This window comes from Erwinia sp. MYb375 (genome assembly GCF_037479175.1).
Lineage (GTDB): Bacteria > Pseudomonadota > Gammaproteobacteria > Enterobacterales > Enterobacteriaceae > Erwinia > Erwinia rhapontici.
The window spans coordinates 153,300-170,476 of sequence record NZ_JBBGZS010000011.1 but is presented as its reverse complement, the minus strand read 5'-3'; the positions used below and the strand labels follow the sequence as shown (position 1 = coordinate 170,476).

The following is a 17,177-nucleotide window of genomic DNA, read 5'->3' as shown; positions in this document are numbered from 1 at the left end:
GTTTTGTGGCTGGCGTCACAAGGTGTACACTTATTGACTTCTTTTGAGCCACGGGAACTGTTATGAGCTATCGCATCATCGCCCTCGATCTGGACGGCACGCTGTTAACCCCTTCCAAAACCATACTGCCAGAATCACTGGAAGCGCTCAAAAAGGCGCAACAGGCCGGCATAAAAATCCTGATCGTGACGGGTCGCCATCATGTGGCCATCCATCCTTTTTATCAGGCACTGGCGCTGGATACACCTGCAATCTGCTGTAATGGCACTTATTTGTATGATTATCAGGCAAAAACAGTCTTACAAAGTGACCCATTGCCCAAAGAACAGGCGCTGCGTGTGATTGAGATGCTCGACACCGCGGGGATCCATGGCCTGCTATACGTCGATGATGCGATGCTGTACAAAACAGAAACCGGCCATGTGACGCGCACCATTAACTGGGGGCTGTCACTGCCTGAAGCCCAGCGTCCGACATTCTTGCAGGTCAACAGCCTGGCAGATGCGGCAAAAAATGCGCAGTCAATCTGGAAATTTGCCCTGTCTCATGCAGACACCACGGCGCTGCAACAGTTCGCTGAAAAGGTCGAAGCCGAGATGGGTCTGGCCTGTGAATGGTCATGGCATGATCAGGTGGATATCGCCAAAGCGGGTAACAGCAAGGGCAAACGACTGGCGCAATGGGTAGCCGCCAACGGTTACCAGATGAGTGACGTGATCGCTTTTGGCGATAATTATAATGACCTCAGCATGCTGGAAACCGTAGGATTAGGCGTAGCCATGGGCAACGCCGACGAAGCCATTAAAGCGCGGGCAAAACGCGTGATTGGCACCAATCTGGAAACCGGGATTGCCGACACTATCTATCAGGAAGTGCTGTAATCAGGTGGTGATCGACACGCTTTTTATTTGAGCAAACAGCCACATATGCGGTTTTATCATCAGTTCATTGCGAGCCCAGGGCGTGATACGCGCCCACAGCTCGCTTTGCCCCACCAGCAGCTTCACTTCCACCTGGTTATCAATCTCCAGCAGTTCAGCCACCTGCGCCGGGATGACGTTGCGGATGCTACTGTTCACCGGTGGCTTGAGCACCAGCGATACATCGGCGGCCTGAATACGGATACGTAACGGCGTGCCCGCCGGGGAATCCACCCGATTCACCCAGATATGCTGATCGCCCAGCGACAGCGCCGTCATCTGATAATGCGGATGCTGTTCCAGCACCTGCACGCGCAGAATGCTGCTCTGATCACTTCTTGGCAGCCACGGACGCATGGCGCTGCTGGCCCAGACTCTCTCCAGTGCACCAAACGCTTTTACCTTCCCCTGATCGAGCACCATGACGTTATCGGCCAGATGCAGCAGTTCATCCAGGCTGTGGCTGACATAGAGGATCGGCGTGGAAACCTGGCGCGCCAGCGTTTGCAGCCAGGCCAGCAGTTCGCGCTTACGCGGTAAGTCGAGGGACGCCAGGGGTTCATCCATCAGCAACATGTCCGGAGCGGTCAGCAGCGCCCGGCCAATGGCGACGCGCTGTTTCTCCCCCCCGGATAATGACCACGGGAAACGATCGAGCAGAGATTCAAGCCCCAGCAGTTTGACCAGTGCATCGAACTGCGGGCGCATGCTTTTTGCCATGCCGTATTCCAGATTGCCGCGCACCCGATAGTGCGGGAACAGGCGGGCATCCTGAAAGACATAACCAATACGCCGCTGCTCCGGCGGTAACCAGATGCCGGTAGCCGTATCACTCAGCACCCGATCGTTCAGCGTAATGCTGCCCTGCTGCGGTACGGTCAGACCGCCAATGGCATTGATCAGTGAGGTTTTTCCCGCACCGGATACGCCAAAAATGGCCGTAACACCACTGGCGGGCAGGGTGGCCTTTACCGTCAGGGTGTGGTCGCCCTGCTGTTGAGTAAAATCGAGGATCAGCATCAGAGACCTAAACGCTTACGACCCCAGCGGGTCAGCCATTCGGAAAGGAGCAGGGAAACCAGCGCCAGCAGGATGGCAATCACGCACAGGCGTGCTGTCGCCCCTTCGGCCCCCGGCGTTTCAATCAGCGTATACATCGCAGAAGGCAGAGTACGGGTTTCGCCCGGAATATTGGAAACAAAGGTTATAGTGGCACCAAACTCGCCCAGCGATCGGGCAAAGCCCAGCACCGTACCGGCAATAATACCCGGCAGCGTGAGCGGCAGGGTGATGGTGAAAAAGACTCGCCAGCGCCCGGCCCCGAGGGTACGTGCCGCCTGTTCGAGTTTGGTGTCCACGGCCTCCAGCGCCAGACGAATAGCGCGCACCATCAGCGGAAAAGCAATCACCGCTGAGGCCAGCGCGGCGCCGCGCCAGCTAAAGGCAAAACTGAAGCCGAACCAGTCATAAAGATATTCGCCAATAAAGCCGCGACGCCCGAATCCCAGCAGCAGCAAATAGCCCACCACCACCGGTGGCAGCACCAGCGGCAGATGGATAATGCTGTCGAGCAGGGTTTTTCCGGGGAACTGACGGCGCACCAGTAGCCATGCCATCAGGATCCCAAAAGGCAGACTACAGGCAACTGCGACCAGAGAAACTTTAAGACTCAGCGCTACGGCCTGCCATTCAGGATCGCTTAAAAACATCGTTTTAACCTTTATCTTTTAACCTGCAGCGGTGTTGGCTGCACTCCCTCACCCCAGTCACTGACTTTAGTCAGCTCCTGGGGATTCACTCACTTGCCGCCTTGCTGCAGCTTAAAATATTTTGGTTAATTTATCTTTTAACCTGCAATTATAATGGCGCGAACCCGTACTTTTTGAACACAACCGCCGCTTCCGGCCCTTTCAGATAGTCATAAAACGCCTTCACACGGGCATTGTTATGGTCGGTGACGATCGCCAGCGGGTACTCAACCGGTTTATGGCTCTCTTTCGGGAAGATGCCGACCACGGTGACTTTCTTACTGGCTATGGCGTCAGAGCCGTAAACAATTCCGTAAGGGGTTTCATTACGCTCCACCAGCGCCAGCGCCGCACGCACGCTGTTACTGCGCGCCATTAGCGGGGAAAGTTGCTCCCATGCGCCCAGCTTCTGCAACGCTTCTTTGGCATAAATTCCCGCAGGAACATGGTCCGGGTCCCCGACGGCCAGACGCTGACCTTTTAGCAGGCTTTTCCAGTCGGTTGTTTTACTGATATTCACCGGCTGAGGCTGGCTGGCCGTCGGGGCTACCAGTACCAGATCGTTGCCCAACAGGGTCACACGACTGCCATTATCGATCGTTTTCTTCTCGCTGGCATAGTCCATCCATTGCTGATCGGCAGAGATAAACAGATCGGCCGGGGCACCCTGTTCAATCTGGCGAGCCAGCGTTGATGAGGAGGCAAAAGAAGAGACGATTTTCACGTCCTTGCCCTTCTCATACTCGCTGGCAATATCCTGCAACGCATTGGTCAGCGAAGCTGCCGCAAATACGGTAATGTTTTCTGCCGCGATGGCATGGCCACTAACGCTCAGGCTGACGGCGGCGGCGGCCAGCCAGTGATTCCATTTTACAGACATGTTTTCTCTCCAGGGGGTTCGTTATGTACTGAATAATATAACGATGCACTGGGATCTGTAACAGTAATTATCGGCATCTGAGGCGAGAAGTTTAGCGGGGCAGAAACGACAACGCCCGGCAGAGCCGGGCGCCGATCAGAAACGGGAGAGATTTACTGGGTAATCTGGTTTTTTTTCGCTGGCTGGTCTTTGCGGTGACCAATTTTGGAAATAACGTTGAATACTTCGCCCAGACCCCAAATCAGACCGAGGATAATCGCCATGACGATTGGCACCATGATAATGGCAACGGCAAGGCCTTTCAGTAACTCCAGCATGGAAACCTCATCTTACGGGACAAAAGAAGTATTGTAGCGGGCATGGTTGAGAAAGCACTGACCTTTTGTGCCTTCGTGCGCAATTTATTTGCCGCGCACTGATAGAATCAACCCAGACCCTTTATCTTGCCCCCTTCCGGAGTTCCTATGCAGGCCGATATTTCCCTGATTCTGAAACTGCAACAACGGCTGTTTGCCGATCCACGCCGTATTGAACTGCTGCGCCAGGTGAAAGAGAGTGGCTCGATAAGCCAGGGCGCAAAGCTCGCAGGCATCAGCTATAAAAGTGCCTGGGATGCGATTAACGAAATGAATCAGCTGGCCGACCGGGCGCTGGTGGATCGCGCCACCGGAGGAAAAGGCGGCGGCGGTGCCGTGGTCACCGCCTACGGCGAGCGCCTGCTGCAGCTGTATGCCCTGCTTGAGCAGATTCAGCAAAAAGCGTTTGATGTCTTGCAGGATGACGCACTGCCCGGCAGTCTGTTAGGGGCGATTGCGCGCTTTTCACTGCAAACCAGCGCACGCAATCAGCTTTTCGGCACGCTTATCGCCCGCGATGAGCGTCCGGTGCAGCAGCATATAAGAGTGCAACTGGCCGACGGGCAGACCCAAATCCAGGTCGCCCTGACGGAAGTAAGTGCCAATCGTCTGCAACTGACCCACGGCAAAGAGGTGCTGGTGCTGATTAAAGCGCCGTGGATTGAGGTGACTCGCGCTCCCACCCAGGCGGATAATCAGCTGGCCGGAACCGTGAGTCAGATTGAGCAGGGGGAAACCCACAGCGAGGTGTTGATTGCCGTGGGGGGCGGTGAAACCCTGTGCGCGACCGTGGATAATCTGCATATTGTGCAGCAAAAAATCGAACCGGGCGCCACTGTGACCGCCAGTTTTAATGCCGACCGCGTCATCATCGCGACGTTACTGTGAATCGAAAAGGGAAACGAGAATGCCAGTATTGCAGATTCGCCAGGGTATCTTCCGCCTGAACGATACCCGGGTACTTAACCTGAACGACCTGACCCTGACGGCCAGTGAAAGCTGGGCGTTTGTCGGCGCTAACGGTAGCGGTAAGTCCTCACTGGCCCGCGCCCTCTCAGGTGAACTGCCGCCCTCGAAAGGCAGCGTGACCAACCAGTTTCAACGCCCCACCCGTTTATCGCTGGAGCAGTTACAAAAACTGGTAGCCGATGAATGGCAGCGTAATAACACCGATTTACTGAGTGCCGATGAAGATGATACCGGCCTCACTGCCAGTGAAATTATTCAGGAAGCGGTACGTGATAACGTTCGCTGCCAGCAACTGGCTGCTCAGTTTGGTATTGAGCACCTGCTGACACGCCGTTTTAAGTATCTCTCGACCGGGGAAACCCGCAAAACGCTGCTCTGTCAGGCATTGATGGCACAGCCCGATCTGCTGATCCTTGATGAGCCGTTTGACGGTTTAGATGTGGCGTCACGCGCCAACCTTGCCGATGTCCTCGGTGGCCTGCAACAGCAGGGGTTAACGGTGGTGCTGGTGCTTAACCGTTTTGATGATATTCCTGATTTTATCGATCGGGTGGGCGTGCTGGCAGAATGCACCCTGACCCACACCGGTGAACGGCAGGCGATCCTGGCGGAAGCGCTGGTGGCGCAGCTGGCGCACAGTGAACAGCTGACGGGCATGACACTGCCGGAAGCCGATGATGCCAGCGCAATCCCGTTACTGGCGGAGGACGCACCGCTGATTACGTTACGCGATGGCGTAGTGTCCTACAACGATCGTCCCATCCTGCATCATCTTAGCTGGCAGGTGGAACGTGGCCAGCACTGGCAGATCACCGGCCCTAACGGTGCCGGAAAATCGACACTGCTCAGCCTGGTGACAGGCGATCACCCGCAGGGCTACAGCAACGATCTGACGCTGTTTGGCCGCCGCCGTGGCAGCGGGGAAACTATCTGGGATATCAAACAGCATATTGGTTATGTCAGCAGCAGTCTGCATCTCGACTATCGTGTCAGCAGCAGTGTGCGCAATGTGGTGATTTCTGGCTATTTTGACTCCATCGGGATTTATCAGGCGGTGTCCGACCGTCAGCAGGCGCTGGCAAAACAGTGGCTGGCGCTGCTGGGCATGAGCGGAGCCGTGGCGGATTCCCCTTTCCACGATCTCTCCTGGGGCCAGCAACGGCTGGTATTGATCGCCCGGGCGCTGGTGAAACATCCGGCGCTGCTGATCCTGGATGAACCTCTGCAAGGCCTGGACCCGATAAATCGCCTGCTGGTGCGCCGCTTTGTGGATGTGCTGATTGGTGAAGGCCGTACCCAACTGCTGTTTGTCTCGCACCATGCAGAGGATGCTCCGCAGTGCATTACTCATCGTCTGAGCTTTGTCCCGGATGGCGAGGAGTATCGTTACATGCAGGACGCGTTGTCACTCTGACCTTTCGGGTCGATCGGAAAAAACGATCGACCCTTACCGTTCGTGGCAACCTGACGGTAGCGATCCTAGTGTAACCGCTACCATTATTCACCCCGCTCTGCCTGATAACTCTCCAAGCCCGCACTATTTTTATTGATACTTCGGATTTTTCAGCTTGTGTAAACGATTCCATTTATACAAACTCGATCACGCTTTCAGCGCGTAGATTGTGCTATTTTTCTTTGCAGTTCAGAAATGCATAAACCCGGTTATCAGGACACAACATGCAGAAATTTAATCCGGTCGATCACCCTCATCGACGTTATAACCCGCTGTCCGATCAGTGGATTCTGGTTTCCCCTCACCGTGCCAAACGACCCTGGCAGGGTGCACAGGAAACACCGTCGCAGGAAAAACTGCCTGCACACGATCCCGATTGCTTCCTTTGCCCAGGAAATACCCGTGTTACCGGGGATAAAAACCCGGATTACGCCAGCACATACGTTTTCACTAATGACTTCGCTGCGTTGATGACCGACACCCCGGATGCGCCAGAGAGCGACGATATCCTGATGCGTTGCGAGAGCGCACGCGGCACCAGCCGGGTGATCTGCTTCTCTCCGGATCACAGCAAAACGCTGCCCGAACTGACGCTGGCAGGCCTGGTCGATGTCGTCAAAACCTGGCAGGAACAAACGGCGGATCTGGGCCAGCACTATCCCTGGGTACAGGTGTTCGAGAACAAAGGCGCCGCGATGGGCTGCTCTAACCCGCATCCGCATGGCCAGGTGTGGGCCAACAGTTTTCTGCCAAATGAAGCAAAGCGCGAAGACGATCTGCAACGCGCGTATTTTGCGAAACATGCCTCCCCAATGCTGGTTGATTACACGGCTCGCGAGCTGAACGATGGCAGTCGTACCGTGGTGGAAACCGAGCACTGGCTGGCCGTGGTACCGTGGTGGGCAGCCTGGCCGTTTGAAACATTGCTGCTGCCGAAAGCCCACGTGAAGCGCCTGCCCGATCTGAGCGAGGCACAACGTAGCGATCTGGCGCTGGCGCTGAAAAAGCTCACCAGTCGCTATGACAATCTGTTCCAGTGCTCTTTCCCCTATTCCATGGGCTGGCATGGCGCGCCGTTTAATGACGATGCCAATGACCACTGGCAGCTACATGCGCATTTCTATCCACCGCTGCTGCGTTCAGCCTCGGTGCGTAAATTTATGGTCGGCTATGAAATGCTGGCTGAAACCCAACGTGACTTAACGGCCGAGCAGGCAGCAGAACGTCTGCGCGCCGTCAGCGATATTCATTTCCGTGAGGCGGAATAATCATGAGCTTACAGACCGCTACCCAACAGATTTTCAGTACCGTGTTCGGCTACACGCCAACCCACACCCTTCAGGCACCGGGCCGCGTCAACCTGATCGGTGAGCACACCGACTACAACGACGGTTTTGTGCTGCCCTGTGCCATTGACTACCAGACCGTGATCGCCTGTGCGAAACGCAGCGACCGTCAGGTGCGGGTGATTGCCGCCGACTACGACAATCAGCAGGACATTTTCTCGCTGGATGAGGCGATCGTCAGCCACCCGGATCAGATGTGGTCTAACTATGTGCGCGGCGTGGTGAAACACCTGCTGAAGCGCGCACCTGGTTTTGCCGGTGCCGATATGGTGATCAGCGGCAATGTGCCACAGGGTGCCGGATTGAGTTCATCCGCCTCGCTGGAAGTCGCCGTCGGTACCGTGTTCCAGCATCTGTATGAACTGCCTCTGGACGGCGCCGCCATTGCGGTAAACGGACAGGAAGCAGAGAATCAGTTTGTTGGCTGTAACTGCGGCATTATGGATCAGCTGATCTCGGCATTAGGTGAGAAAGATCACGCCATGCTGCTCGATTGCCGTACGCTGGGCACGCGCCCGGTGCCGATGCCATCCGATATTGCGGTGGTCATTATCAACTCCAACTTCCGCCGCAGCCTGGTAGGCAGCGAATACAATACGCGCCGACAGCAGTGCGAAGCAGGCGCGCAATTCTTCGGCGAAACCTCACTGCGTGATGTGGAACTGAGCCAGTTTACCGCGCAGCAGGATCAGCTTGATCCGCTGGTCGCTAAACGTGTTCGTCATGTTCTGACTGAAAACGCACGTACGCTTGAAGCCGCCGATGTCCTGGCGCGCGGCGATCTGGCCCGCATGGGCGTGCTGATGGCCGAGTCGCACGCCTCAATGCGTGATGACTTCGAAATCACCGTGCCGCCTATCGACCAGCTGGTTGAGATTGTTAAAGCCACGCTCGGCGAGCGCGGTGGCGTGCGCATGACCGGCGGTGGTTTCGGCGGCTGTATCGTGGCGCTGATGCCGTTTGATCTGGTGGACGAAGTTAAAGCCGCCGTGGCAGACCAGTACGGAGCGAAATCTGGCATTAAAGAGACCTTCTACGTCTGCAAAGCCTCAGCAGGAGCGGGCGAATGCTAACCCCAAATTCTCATGCGCCCGATGGGCAACCGTGGCACATCACCACCCTGCGCAATCGCAATGGGATGATCGCGACATTTATGGACTGGGGCGCTACCTGGCTCTCTGCGCGCGTCCCAATGGGTGATGGTCACGTACGTGAGGCGCTGCTCGGCTGCGCCACGCCGTCAGACTATCTGGAGCAGAGCGCTTACTTAGGTGCGACCGTAGGCCGCTATGCCAACCGCATTGCCCATGCACAGTTGCAGCATGACGGCCAGCGCATCGCACTCGCTGCCAATCAGGGTGCGCATCAGTTGCACGGAGGCCCGGAGGGCTTCCACAACCGTCGCTGGCAGATTGTCTGTCAAAGCGACAGCGAAGTGGAATATCGCCTGGACTCTCCCGATGGCGATCAGGGATTCCCAGGCACGCTACTGGTATCGCTGCGCTACCATCTGGATGATGACAACACGCTGTCGATTCAATATGACGCTACCGTGGATAAAGCCTGCCCGGTTAACCTGACGAATCATGCCTATTTCAATCTGGATGCGGAACACGGTGATGCACGTCAGCATCGCCTGTACCTGAATGCCGATCATTATCTGCCGGTGGATAGCGAAGGGATCCCCAATGCCCCACTGAAAGCCGTGGCAGGGACCAGTTTTGATTTCCGCCAGGCAAAATCGGTTGCACAGGATTTCCTCAGTGATGCCGATCAGCGCGCGGTAAAAGGCTACGATCACGCCTATTTGTTAAATAACAGCGCGGCACAGCCCGCTGCAACATTGTGGTCTGCCGATGGCAAACTGCAACTTAACGTCTTTACCAGTGCACCGGCATTACAGCTTTATAGCGGGAATTATCTGGAAGGTACTCCGGCGCGCGAACAGGGCGTCTATACTGCTTTCCAGGGTATTGCGCTGGAGAGCGAGTTCCTACCCGACTCGCCTAACCACCCTGAGTGGCCACAGCCCGACTGCTGGCTGCAACCAGGTGAATCGTATCAGTCGATAACGCGTTATCAACTGACTGCGGTTTGATAAAGCGCATGAAAATCGCGCATCGCGAGCGTTACGGACTTACGCGCTGCGCAGAATTCAGCTATGGTAATGCACATTAAAATTGTCGCGTTGTCGTCTCCGGCAGTTTACCGATCACCATTATCATAGAAACGTAAAGTTATTAAGGAGTTAAGCTATGGCTGTAACTAAGCTGGTTCTGGTACGTCACGGCGAAAGCCAGTGGAACAATGAAAACCGTTTCACCGGTTGGTATGACGTTGATCTGTCAGACAAAGGCCGCACCGAAGCGAAAGCTGCCGGTCAGCTGCTGAAGAAAGAAGGCTTCACCTTCGATTTCGCTTACACTTCTGTGCTGAAACGTGCCATCCACACCCTGTGGAACATCCTGGATGAAGTGGATCAGGTATGGCTGCCAGTGGAAAAATCCTGGCGCCTGAACGAGCGTCACTACGGTGCGCTGCAAGGTCTGGATAAAGCTGAAACCGCGAACAAATACGGTGATGAGCAGGTTAAGCAATGGCGTCGTGGTTTTGCCGTGACCCCACCCGAGCTGGATCGCGCTGATGAGCGCTTCCCTGGCCACGACCCACGTTATGCATCACTGACCGCTGAACAGCTGCCAACCACTGAGAGCCTGGCGCTGACCATCGATCGCGTGCTGCCTTACTGGAATGAATCTATTCTGCCACGCATGAAAAGCGGCGAGAAAGTGATCATCGCGGCCCACGGTAACTCCCTGCGTGCGCTGGTGAAATACCTGGACAACATGAGCGAAGAAGAGATCCTGGAACTGAACATCCCAACTGGCGTGCCACTGGTGTATGAGTTCGATGAAAACTTCAAACCTATCAAACATTACTACCTGGGTGATGCTGACGAGATTGCTGCGAAAGCCGCTGCCGTTGCTAACCAGGGTAAAGCGAAGTAATCCTTTCGCAATAGAACGTTCGCAGATATAAAAAAACCCGCCATCTGGCGGGTTTTTTATGCGCGTTAACAGATTAACCGCGACGCGTTTTCACCGCATCCGCCAGCTGACGCAGCACGGTCTCAGTATCTTCCCAGCCAATGCAGGCATCGGTAACACTTTTGCCGTAGACCAGCGGCTCGCCGCTCTCCAGGCTCTGATTACCTTCAACCAGATGGCTTTCGATCATCACACCGATGATCGTGCGATCGCCGCCTGCAATCTGCTGTGCCACATCCGTTGACACCTCCAGCTGCTTTTTAAACTGCTTACTGCTGTTGGCATGGCTGAAGTCGATCATAATCTGAGGATCCAGACCGGCTTTTGCCAGGCCGGATTTCACGGCGCTGACGTGGTGAGCACTGTAATTAGGCTCTTTGCCGCCACGCAAAATAATGTGGCAGTCTTCGTTACCCGCGGTCTCAACAATCGCCGAATGCCCGTATTTGGTCACCGAGAGGAAGCAGTGAGGGGCGCTGGCTGCGCCGATGGCGTCAATGGCGACCTTAATCGTACCGTCGGTGCCATTTTTGAATCCTACCGGGCAGGAAAGGCCGGAAGAGAGTTCACGGTGCACCTGAGACTCGGTGGTACGTGCGCCAATGGCACCCCAGCTCATCAGGTCAGCCACATACTGCGGGGTGATCATATCGAGGAACTCCCCCGCCGCTGGCAGGCCGCTGTCGTTAATCTCCAGCAGCAGCTGACGTGCGATGCGCAGACCATCGTTGATCTGGAAGCTGCCATCCATATGCGGATCGTTGATCAGCCCTTTCCAGCCCACCGTGGTACGCGGTTTTTCAAAGTAGACACGCATCACGACTTCCAGCGAGTCACTCAGCTCTTCACGCAGCGCTAACAGGCGGGTGGCGTACTCTTTGGCCGCTACCGTATCGTGAATCGAGCAGGGACCAATCACCACTAACAGACGGTCATCCTGTTTTTTCAGAATATGATGAATTGCCTGACGGGCCTGGGAAACGGTGCTGGCCGCTTTGTCCGTGGCAGGGAATTTTTCAAATAACGCAACCGGAGGTAAAAGTTCTTTTATCTCTTTGATTCTTAAGTCATCGTTCTGATAATTCATAATATTTCCATGTTATTTCATTGCCGTACTGCACACCAGGCGCATCGCCTCCAATCTATCGCGACTCCCCAGCCCTGTAAATCGTATTACGAGGGTTAACCCGTACTCAGATTTGATTTATCCCTGTCGTGAACTACACTTTTACTCGTTAACTCTTGCATTAAATGCATTTGTACCACTTACGATTTCACCCTGACCCTTTTGCAGGATTTTATTCTGAAGATAATGAAATAACGTAACTCACCGAATCGAGTTATTGAGTCAGGCAACATTCAATAATTAACGGAGCATAATGATGAATAAGTTTGCAATCGTATTTCTGACAGCAGCAATGACCCTGGGCAGCGGTGCAGCAATGGCTGCCGATAGTAACGGTTCAGCGAATGCTGCCGCGGATGCTGGTGCAGTGGCACCAGGCGCCAAAGAAAACTTGCCACCGAATAATGTTGATAACAGCAAAATCAACACTTCAGGTGACAATGCGACGCACAAAGACATGAAGCACCATAAAGGCATGAGTGCGGATGAAGTGAATAAAAATACCCAATGTAAAGATGGCAAATGCCCTGACATCAACAAAAAAGTCGGTAATGAAGCAGATACCAAAACCGATGGTACCAGTCAGTAATCTGTCATAACGTCAGATTCAATAAAGGAGAGCTGATGCTCTCCTTTTTTCTTTCTCGTTTTCTTCGACCATCCCATCAGCTATCCTGAATCCCCTGTTTTATATTGGACTTTTTCATGACCACGTTGCTGCTGATTGACGATCACCCGCTGGTGCAGGTTGCACTGGAAGCCGCTCTGGTTCATGCGCCATTCCCTTTGACTTTATTGTCTGCTGAAAATCAGCAGGATGCACTCGCGTTACTCGACAGTCAGCGTGTCAGCGTGGTGATCCTCGATATTGGTCTGCCTGACAGCGACGGTCTGCAACTGCTTAAACGTATTAAACGGCTTGCCCCCTCACTGCCCGTGGTGATCTATTCTGCGCAGGAAGAGCGTGTCTGGCCGCGTCTGGCAGAAGCGGCCGGGGCATCGGGTTTTGTGGCAAAACGCCAGCCGTTAAGCCAGCTGTTATCGGCCGTCCTCGCCGTGCTGGGGGGACAACGGGCTTTCCCGCCTCAGCAGCAGGATGAAACGCTGCATGAACAGCTCACCGCTAAAGAGTTGCAGATCCTTGCCCTGCTGGCGAGGGGTCAGTCCAACCTGCAAATTGCCGAACAGCTGCATATCAGCAACAAAACGGTCAGCACGCATAAGAAGAATATTATGGATAAAACCGGTGCACAGTCGGTGGTTGAACTGGCACAGCTGTGGCAGTCACGCCAGTGATAACCAGACAACTGTTGTTTATCCTGCTGCTGTGCGTCAGTAGCGTCAGCGCCAGTCTGCGCCCCATCAGCAGTATTGCCCTACCGCAGGAGATGATGCCGCTGGCTTCACCTGCGGCAGAATCGTTAAAAAACCTGCGCGTTGGCGTGCTGGTGGGTGGCGGTTCGCCGTGGAACATGGTGGTGGGTAACGATCTTTACGGCATCAACGCAGACTATCTGGTGGCGTTACAGCAAACCAGCGGCCTGAGTATGAACGTACAGGGCTTTAATCGCCTGCCAGACATGCTGGCAGCGTTACAGCAGGGGAAAGTGGACGTGCTGTTCGGCGTGCCTCAGCACCCTTTGCCACCCGGCATCAGCGCCACGCAGCCCTGGTTTAGCAGCCCACTGCGCATCTATCGTAATCGCAACAATCTGCGTCCGGTAATGTTTAACTCCAGCGAAGCACGCATCAGCGTCAGCCGTGATACGTTGGCGCGGGTTAATCCCGACTTTGTTCAACAGCATCGCTGGCAGATCGTTGACAGCGATGTGCAGGCACTCTCAGGGCTGTTGAATCAGCACAGTGATTATGTGGTCGCGGATGAAACCAGCGCGGGGTTCCTGCTTGGCCAGTTACAACAGGGTGAAGTCTACCAGCTGGCCTCGCCCCTTGATCCGGGTGTGTTGCAGATCAGGGCAATGACCCATAGTCCGGCACTGACGCAGCAGTTGGACAGTGCTATTCGTCAGCTCCCTATGGAGGTGGTCAACGGTATCCAAGCACGCTGGAGCAGCGCACTGCCGCGTTATCAGGACAGTAATACCGCCCGCCTTACTCCGATGGAGCGTAACTGGATCGCCCAACATCCGACGATTATCTACGCCGCCGTCAGTGACGATTATCCGTGGAGCTACCGCAATGCCAGCGGTCAGCCCGCCGGTTACAGCGTGGATCTGCTCAACAGCATTGGCCAGCTCACCGGGTTACGCTTTCAGCCTTACTGGGTCAGCAATGCTCAGCAGGCGGGTACACTGGTTGCCCAGGGTCGCGCCCTGATCCAACTGACGTTACCGCTGACCGGTAATGACGCCATGCTGAATAATACGCAGCCCGTCTGGCGAGCGTTGTGGGGCGTCTATGTTCGTCCATCGGAACAGAGCATCAGTGGCTGGGCCGATCTTAATGGCAAGCGGATCGGTGTAAAGCGTGGCGATATCGCTTCCCGTCTGTTGCCTGCAGGCAGCGAGCCTCAGGTGTTCGATGACACAACCCGCCTGTATGACGCACTGGCCAGCGGTCAGATTGATGCGCTGGTGGACAATGTGCTGTCGGCTCGCTGGCGTGTCCAGAGCCGTTATGTCAATACGCTGCAACTGGCGTTTACCGCCGGTGATACCGCCTGGCCCATTACCCTGGGTATTGCCCCTGACCAGCCGCTACTGCGGGCATTACTGAACAATAGCCTGCAACAGATCCCGGCGGAGAGCTGGCAGCGGCTGCGGGAGAACTGGGGCAGTACACCGGAAAGTGTTGATGACGGTCATCAGGGAACCATGCGGCCAATATCGCTGTTCGTGCTAGTGGCGGCCCTGTTTGCCATTGTCTTCCTGTTGATCCTCCTGCTAAGACGCTATCTTGACCAGCGTCGCGAACGTCAGCAGCGGCGACAGCTGGAGCAGGAGCGCGAAGTGGCTCAACGGGAAAACCGCATGAAAAGCCAGTTCCTGGCCACCGTCAGCCACGAGCTGCGCACCCCAATGCAGGCGGTGCTGGGACTGCTGGAACTGGAGGTGGCACAACAACCTCAGCGCCATAATTTATCGCTGATCTACAGCAGCGCTGCCAGCCTGCTGACGCTGCTCAATGATCTCCAGGATCATGCCAGAGTAGAGAGCAACAGCTTCAGTCTGGTGCCGCGCCCGCTGGAACCGGAAAGCTGGCTGAAGCATCTGGCCGTTTTTTACCCTCCCCTTATTCGCCGTAATGGCCCGCAGCTGAAAGTCAGTGCATTAACGGCCCTGCCCGCCTGGGTACTGATTGATGGTGAGCGCCTGCAACAGATCGCCAATAATCTGATGGGCAATGCCATTAAGTTTACTCTGCAAGGCGAAATCCATCTGACGCTGGCCGCCCAGGAGGATCCGCCCCGGCTCTGCCTGCGGGTGGCTGATACCGGCAGCGGCATTCCTCTGGCTGAACAGCAACGATTGTTTGAACCCTGGTATCAGACACCTTCCGGCCGTCAACTGTCAGTGCAGGGCAGCGGGCTGGGGCTCTCTATCTGCCGTGAAATTGTGAGTCGTATGGGGGGGACCATTGACCTGCAATCGGCACCTGGCGAAGGCACCTCTGTCAGCGTCACGCTGCCGTGGCAGGTGATCAATCCACCACAGCCTGCAGCAACACAGGCGCGTCCTGTTGCGGCCATGACCCACCATCTACGTGCGGCAATTATCGATGACCATCCGACCAACCTGCTGGTGATGCAACAACAGCTGGCACACTGTGGCATTCAGGCTGACACTTTCGGTGATGGACGTGCGCTGCTGGATGCCGCAAAACAGGCGCAATGGGATTTACTGTTTATCGACTTCAGCATGCCTCGCCCGGATGGCCTGACGCTGGCAAAAATCCTGCGCCGCAGCGAACGTCATCAGCCGCATCGCACGCGCATTGTGCTCTGTTCTGCTGACGCCCAGATTCTCAACCATCCGCAGGCACAGCAGGTCGCCGACCACTTGCTGCTAAAGCCCGTGTCTCTCCCGGACATTGCTGCGCTGTTGCAGACCGATGCGCCGGACCTGTTCGCGGATATCGCCCAACGTCTGAACCAGCTTGCCCACCATGATGCGCACTATTTTCAGCGTCTGTGCCAGACACTGAGTGAGACATTAGCGCGCGACATCGAGGCGATGAATCACGCCGTTGCCGCTGAGGCATGGCCTGCACTGGAGAACGCCGCTCACCGGATGAAAGGTAGCTGGTTGCTGCTGGGTTATAGCGAAGGTGAACGGCTTTGCCAGCAGATCATTGAGGCGGTAAAAAACCATCAGTCCCCTAAATCTGCGCTAAATTTATTGATATCATTAAGCGATAAGTTATTAACTCAACTGGAATCTTATGGCTCACAACCACGGTGAAACCGACACCAATCGTTCTCGTCTGCTGGCCGCTTTCGCCGTCACAGCCATTTTTATGGTGGCGGAAGTCGCGGGCGGACTGATCTCAGGCTCGCTGGCTTTGCTGGCCGATGCCGGGCACATGCTGACCGATGCCGCTGCGCTGCTGCTGGCGCTGCTTGCTACCCAGTTTTCCCGGCGCAAACCAACGGCACAGCACTCGTTTGGTCTGTTGCGTTTAACCACGCTCGCCGCCTTTGTGAATGCGATCGCCCTGCTGGTCATTACGGCTCTGATTGTCTGGGAAGCGCTGGTGCGTTTCCGGCAACCGCAGCCGATTGCGGGGGGCATGATGCTGATCATTGCTATTGGCGGGCTGCTGGCGAACCTGCTGTCGCTCTGGCTACTGCGCAGCGGCAGTGAAGAGAAGAATCTGAATGTGCGGGCTGCAGCACTCCATGTCCTGGGCGATCTGCTTGGCTCGGTCGGCGCCATTGTCGCTGCGCTGCTCATCATGCTCACAGGCTGGACGCCTATCGACCCTATTTTGTCAGTTCTGGTGTCTTTACTGGTGCTGCGCAGCGGCTGGGCGCTGATGAAAGAGAGCGGCCGCGAATTGCTGGAAGGTGCGCCACGGGATATTGACGTGGATAAGCTGCAACGCACCCTGGTACGCAGCATTCCTGAAGTCCGTCACGTACATCATGTGCATTTATGGCAGGTGGGGGAGAAACCGGTGATTATGCTGCATGTCCAGGTGATCCCACCGCGGGATCATGATGCTCTGCTGCACTGCATTCAGGATTATCTTCGTCAGCACTATCGCATTGCGCATGCAACGGTACAGATGGAGTATCAGCGCTGCGAAGATGACGACTGTGGCCTGCACGCGACTCAGGAGAATCACAGCACGCATCACCATCACTGAGATG

The 17,177-nt window shown here is 55.6% G+C and carries 16 protein-coding genes; 11 read left to right on the top strand and 5 right to left on the bottom strand.

From position 1 onward, the window contains the following. The first annotated feature begins 62 nt into the window (after positions 1-62). A complete protein-coding gene (locus tag WH279_RS03295; RefSeq protein ID WP_200641001.1) occupies positions 63-881 on the top strand; it encodes a pyridoxal phosphatase in 819 nt (272 codons plus the stop codon). On the opposite strand, the gene modC is transcribed toward WH279_RS03295, so the two are convergent. The 4 genes from modC to WH279_RS03275 form a co-directional block, all read right to left on the bottom strand. Further along, the gene (modC, locus tag WH279_RS03290) at positions 882-1,940 is read right to left on the bottom strand and encodes a molybdenum ABC transporter ATP-binding protein ModC (RefSeq protein WP_339454999.1); all 1,059 of its coding nucleotides are present in this window, start codon (positions 1,938-1,940) and stop codon (positions 882-884) included. After that, on the bottom strand, positions 1,940-2,629 hold the full coding sequence (gene modB / locus WH279_RS03285; RefSeq protein ID WP_133841201.1) for a molybdate ABC transporter permease subunit: 690 nt from the start codon (positions 2,627-2,629) through the stop codon (positions 1,940-1,942). The genes modC and modB overlap by 1 nt, the downstream gene beginning before the upstream one ends. Positions 2,630-2,777: 148 nt before the next feature. Next, positions 2,778-3,548 carry a molybdate ABC transporter substrate-binding protein gene (modA, locus tag WH279_RS03280; protein WP_339454998.1) on the bottom strand — a complete coding sequence of 257 codons (771 nt, stop codon included), beginning with the start codon at positions 3,546-3,548 and terminating at the stop codon, positions 2,778-2,780. Between the two features lie 152 nt (positions 3,549-3,700). Next, entirely contained in the window at positions 3,701-3,865 is a 165-nt protein-coding gene (locus WH279_RS03275) for an AcrZ family multidrug efflux pump-associated protein (protein WP_133841203.1), read from the bottom strand. A 147-nt stretch (positions 3,866-4,012) separates the two neighbouring features. Between WH279_RS03275 and modE the strand changes: the two genes are divergently transcribed. From modE to gpmA, 6 genes are all read left to right on the top strand, one after another. After that, a complete protein-coding gene (gene modE / locus WH279_RS03270) occupies positions 4,013-4,792 on the top strand; it encodes a molybdenum-dependent transcriptional regulator (protein ID WP_339454997.1) in 780 nt (259 codons plus the stop codon). A 19-nt stretch (positions 4,793-4,811) separates the two neighbouring features. After that, entirely contained in the window at positions 4,812-6,287 is a 1,476-nt protein-coding gene (gene modF, locus WH279_RS03265) for a molybdate ABC transporter ATP-binding protein ModF (protein WP_339454996.1), read from the top strand. Between the two features lie 263 nt (positions 6,288-6,550). After that, complete coding sequence (gene galT / locus WH279_RS03260) at positions 6,551-7,594, top strand: galactose-1-phosphate uridylyltransferase (protein ID WP_200641014.1); 1,044 nt, start codon at positions 6,551-6,553, stop codon at positions 7,592-7,594. Between the two features lie 2 nt (positions 7,595-7,596). Continuing rightward, complete coding sequence (gene galK / locus WH279_RS03255) at positions 7,597-8,745, top strand: galactokinase (RefSeq protein WP_339454995.1); 1,149 nt, start codon at positions 7,597-7,599, stop codon at positions 8,743-8,745. Next, on the top strand, positions 8,739-9,770 hold the full coding sequence (galM, locus tag WH279_RS03250; RefSeq protein ID WP_339454994.1) for a galactose-1-epimerase: 1,032 nt from the start codon (positions 8,739-8,741) through the stop codon (positions 9,768-9,770). The genes galK and galM overlap by 7 nt, the downstream gene beginning before the upstream one ends. A gap of 157 nt (positions 9,771-9,927) precedes the next feature. Next, the gene (gene gpmA, locus WH279_RS03245; RefSeq protein WP_012441996.1) at positions 9,928-10,680 is read left to right on the top strand and encodes a 2,3-diphosphoglycerate-dependent phosphoglycerate mutase; all 753 of its coding nucleotides are present in this window, start codon (positions 9,928-9,930) and stop codon (positions 10,678-10,680) included. A 73-nt stretch (positions 10,681-10,753) separates the two neighbouring features. Here gpmA and aroG read toward each other — a convergent pair whose 3' ends face one another. Then, positions 10,754-11,806, bottom strand: coding sequence for a 3-deoxy-7-phosphoheptulonate synthase AroG (gene aroG, locus WH279_RS03240; RefSeq protein ID WP_339454993.1), 1,053 nt, complete (start codon positions 11,804-11,806; stop codon positions 10,754-10,756). Between the two features lie 292 nt (positions 11,807-12,098). Here aroG and WH279_RS03235 point away from each other — a divergent pair, with 292 nt between their 5' ends. The 4 genes from WH279_RS03235 (at position 12,099) to zitB (ending at position 17,173) form a co-directional block, all read left to right on the top strand. Continuing rightward, on the top strand, positions 12,099-12,434 hold the full coding sequence (locus tag WH279_RS03235) for a YbgS-like family protein (RefSeq protein WP_339454992.1): 336 nt from the start codon (positions 12,099-12,101) through the stop codon (positions 12,432-12,434). Positions 12,435-12,550: 116 nt separating this feature from the next. Then, positions 12,551-13,141 (top strand): response regulator transcription factor, encoded by a 591-nt coding sequence (locus tag WH279_RS03230; RefSeq protein ID WP_200641023.1) that lies wholly within the window; start codon positions 12,551-12,553, stop codon positions 13,139-13,141. After that, positions 13,141-16,266 carry an ATP-binding protein gene (locus WH279_RS03225; RefSeq protein WP_445235247.1) on the top strand — a complete coding sequence of 1,042 codons (3,126 nt, stop codon included), beginning with the start codon at positions 13,141-13,143 and terminating at the stop codon, positions 16,264-16,266. Before WH279_RS03230 ends, WH279_RS03225 begins: the two co-directional genes overlap by 1 nt. Then, positions 16,247-17,173, top strand: a complete 927-nt coding sequence (gene zitB, locus WH279_RS03220; RefSeq protein ID WP_339454990.1) for a CDF family zinc transporter ZitB — start codon at positions 16,247-16,249, stop codon at positions 17,171-17,173. Before WH279_RS03225 ends, zitB begins: the two co-directional genes overlap by 20 nt. The last annotated feature ends 4 nt before the right edge of the window (positions 17,174-17,177 follow it).

Excerpts from the sequence above, each read along its gene's own strand:
- WH279_RS03295 (WP_200641001.1), top strand. The coding sequence starts at position 63 with ATGAGCTATCGCATCATCGCCCTCGATCTGGACGGCACGCTGTTAACC.
- modC (WP_339454999.1), bottom strand. The coding sequence starts at position 1,940 with ATGCTGATCCTCGATTTTACTCAACAGCAGGGCGACCACACCCTGACG.
- modB (WP_133841201.1), bottom strand. The coding sequence starts at position 2,629 with ATGTTTTTAAGCGATCCTGAATGGCAGGCCGTAGCGCTGAGTCTTAAA.
- modA (WP_339454998.1), bottom strand. The coding sequence starts at position 3,548 with ATGTCTGTAAAATGGAATCACTGGCTGGCCGCCGCCGCCGTCAGCCTG.
- WH279_RS03275 (WP_133841203.1), bottom strand. The coding sequence starts at position 3,865 with ATGCTGGAGTTACTGAAAGGCCTTGCCGTTGCCATTATCATGGTGCCA.
- modE (WP_339454997.1), top strand. The coding sequence starts at position 4,013 with ATGCAGGCCGATATTTCCCTGATTCTGAAACTGCAACAACGGCTGTTT.
- modF (WP_339454996.1), top strand. The coding sequence starts at position 4,812 with ATGCCAGTATTGCAGATTCGCCAGGGTATCTTCCGCCTGAACGATACC.
- galT (WP_200641014.1), top strand. The coding sequence starts at position 6,551 with ATGCAGAAATTTAATCCGGTCGATCACCCTCATCGACGTTATAACCCG.
- galK (WP_339454995.1), top strand. The coding sequence starts at position 7,597 with ATGAGCTTACAGACCGCTACCCAACAGATTTTCAGTACCGTGTTCGGC.
- galM (WP_339454994.1), top strand. The coding sequence starts at position 8,739 with ATGCTAACCCCAAATTCTCATGCGCCCGATGGGCAACCGTGGCACATC.
- gpmA (WP_012441996.1), top strand. The coding sequence starts at position 9,928 with ATGGCTGTAACTAAGCTGGTTCTGGTACGTCACGGCGAAAGCCAGTGG.
- aroG (WP_339454993.1), bottom strand. The coding sequence starts at position 11,806 with ATGAATTATCAGAACGATGACTTAAGAATCAAAGAGATAAAAGAACTT.
- WH279_RS03235 (WP_339454992.1), top strand. The coding sequence starts at position 12,099 with ATGATGAATAAGTTTGCAATCGTATTTCTGACAGCAGCAATGACCCTG.
- WH279_RS03230 (WP_200641023.1), top strand. The coding sequence starts at position 12,551 with ATGACCACGTTGCTGCTGATTGACGATCACCCGCTGGTGCAGGTTGCA.
- zitB (WP_339454990.1), top strand. The coding sequence starts at position 16,247 with ATGGCTCACAACCACGGTGAAACCGACACCAATCGTTCTCGTCTGCTG.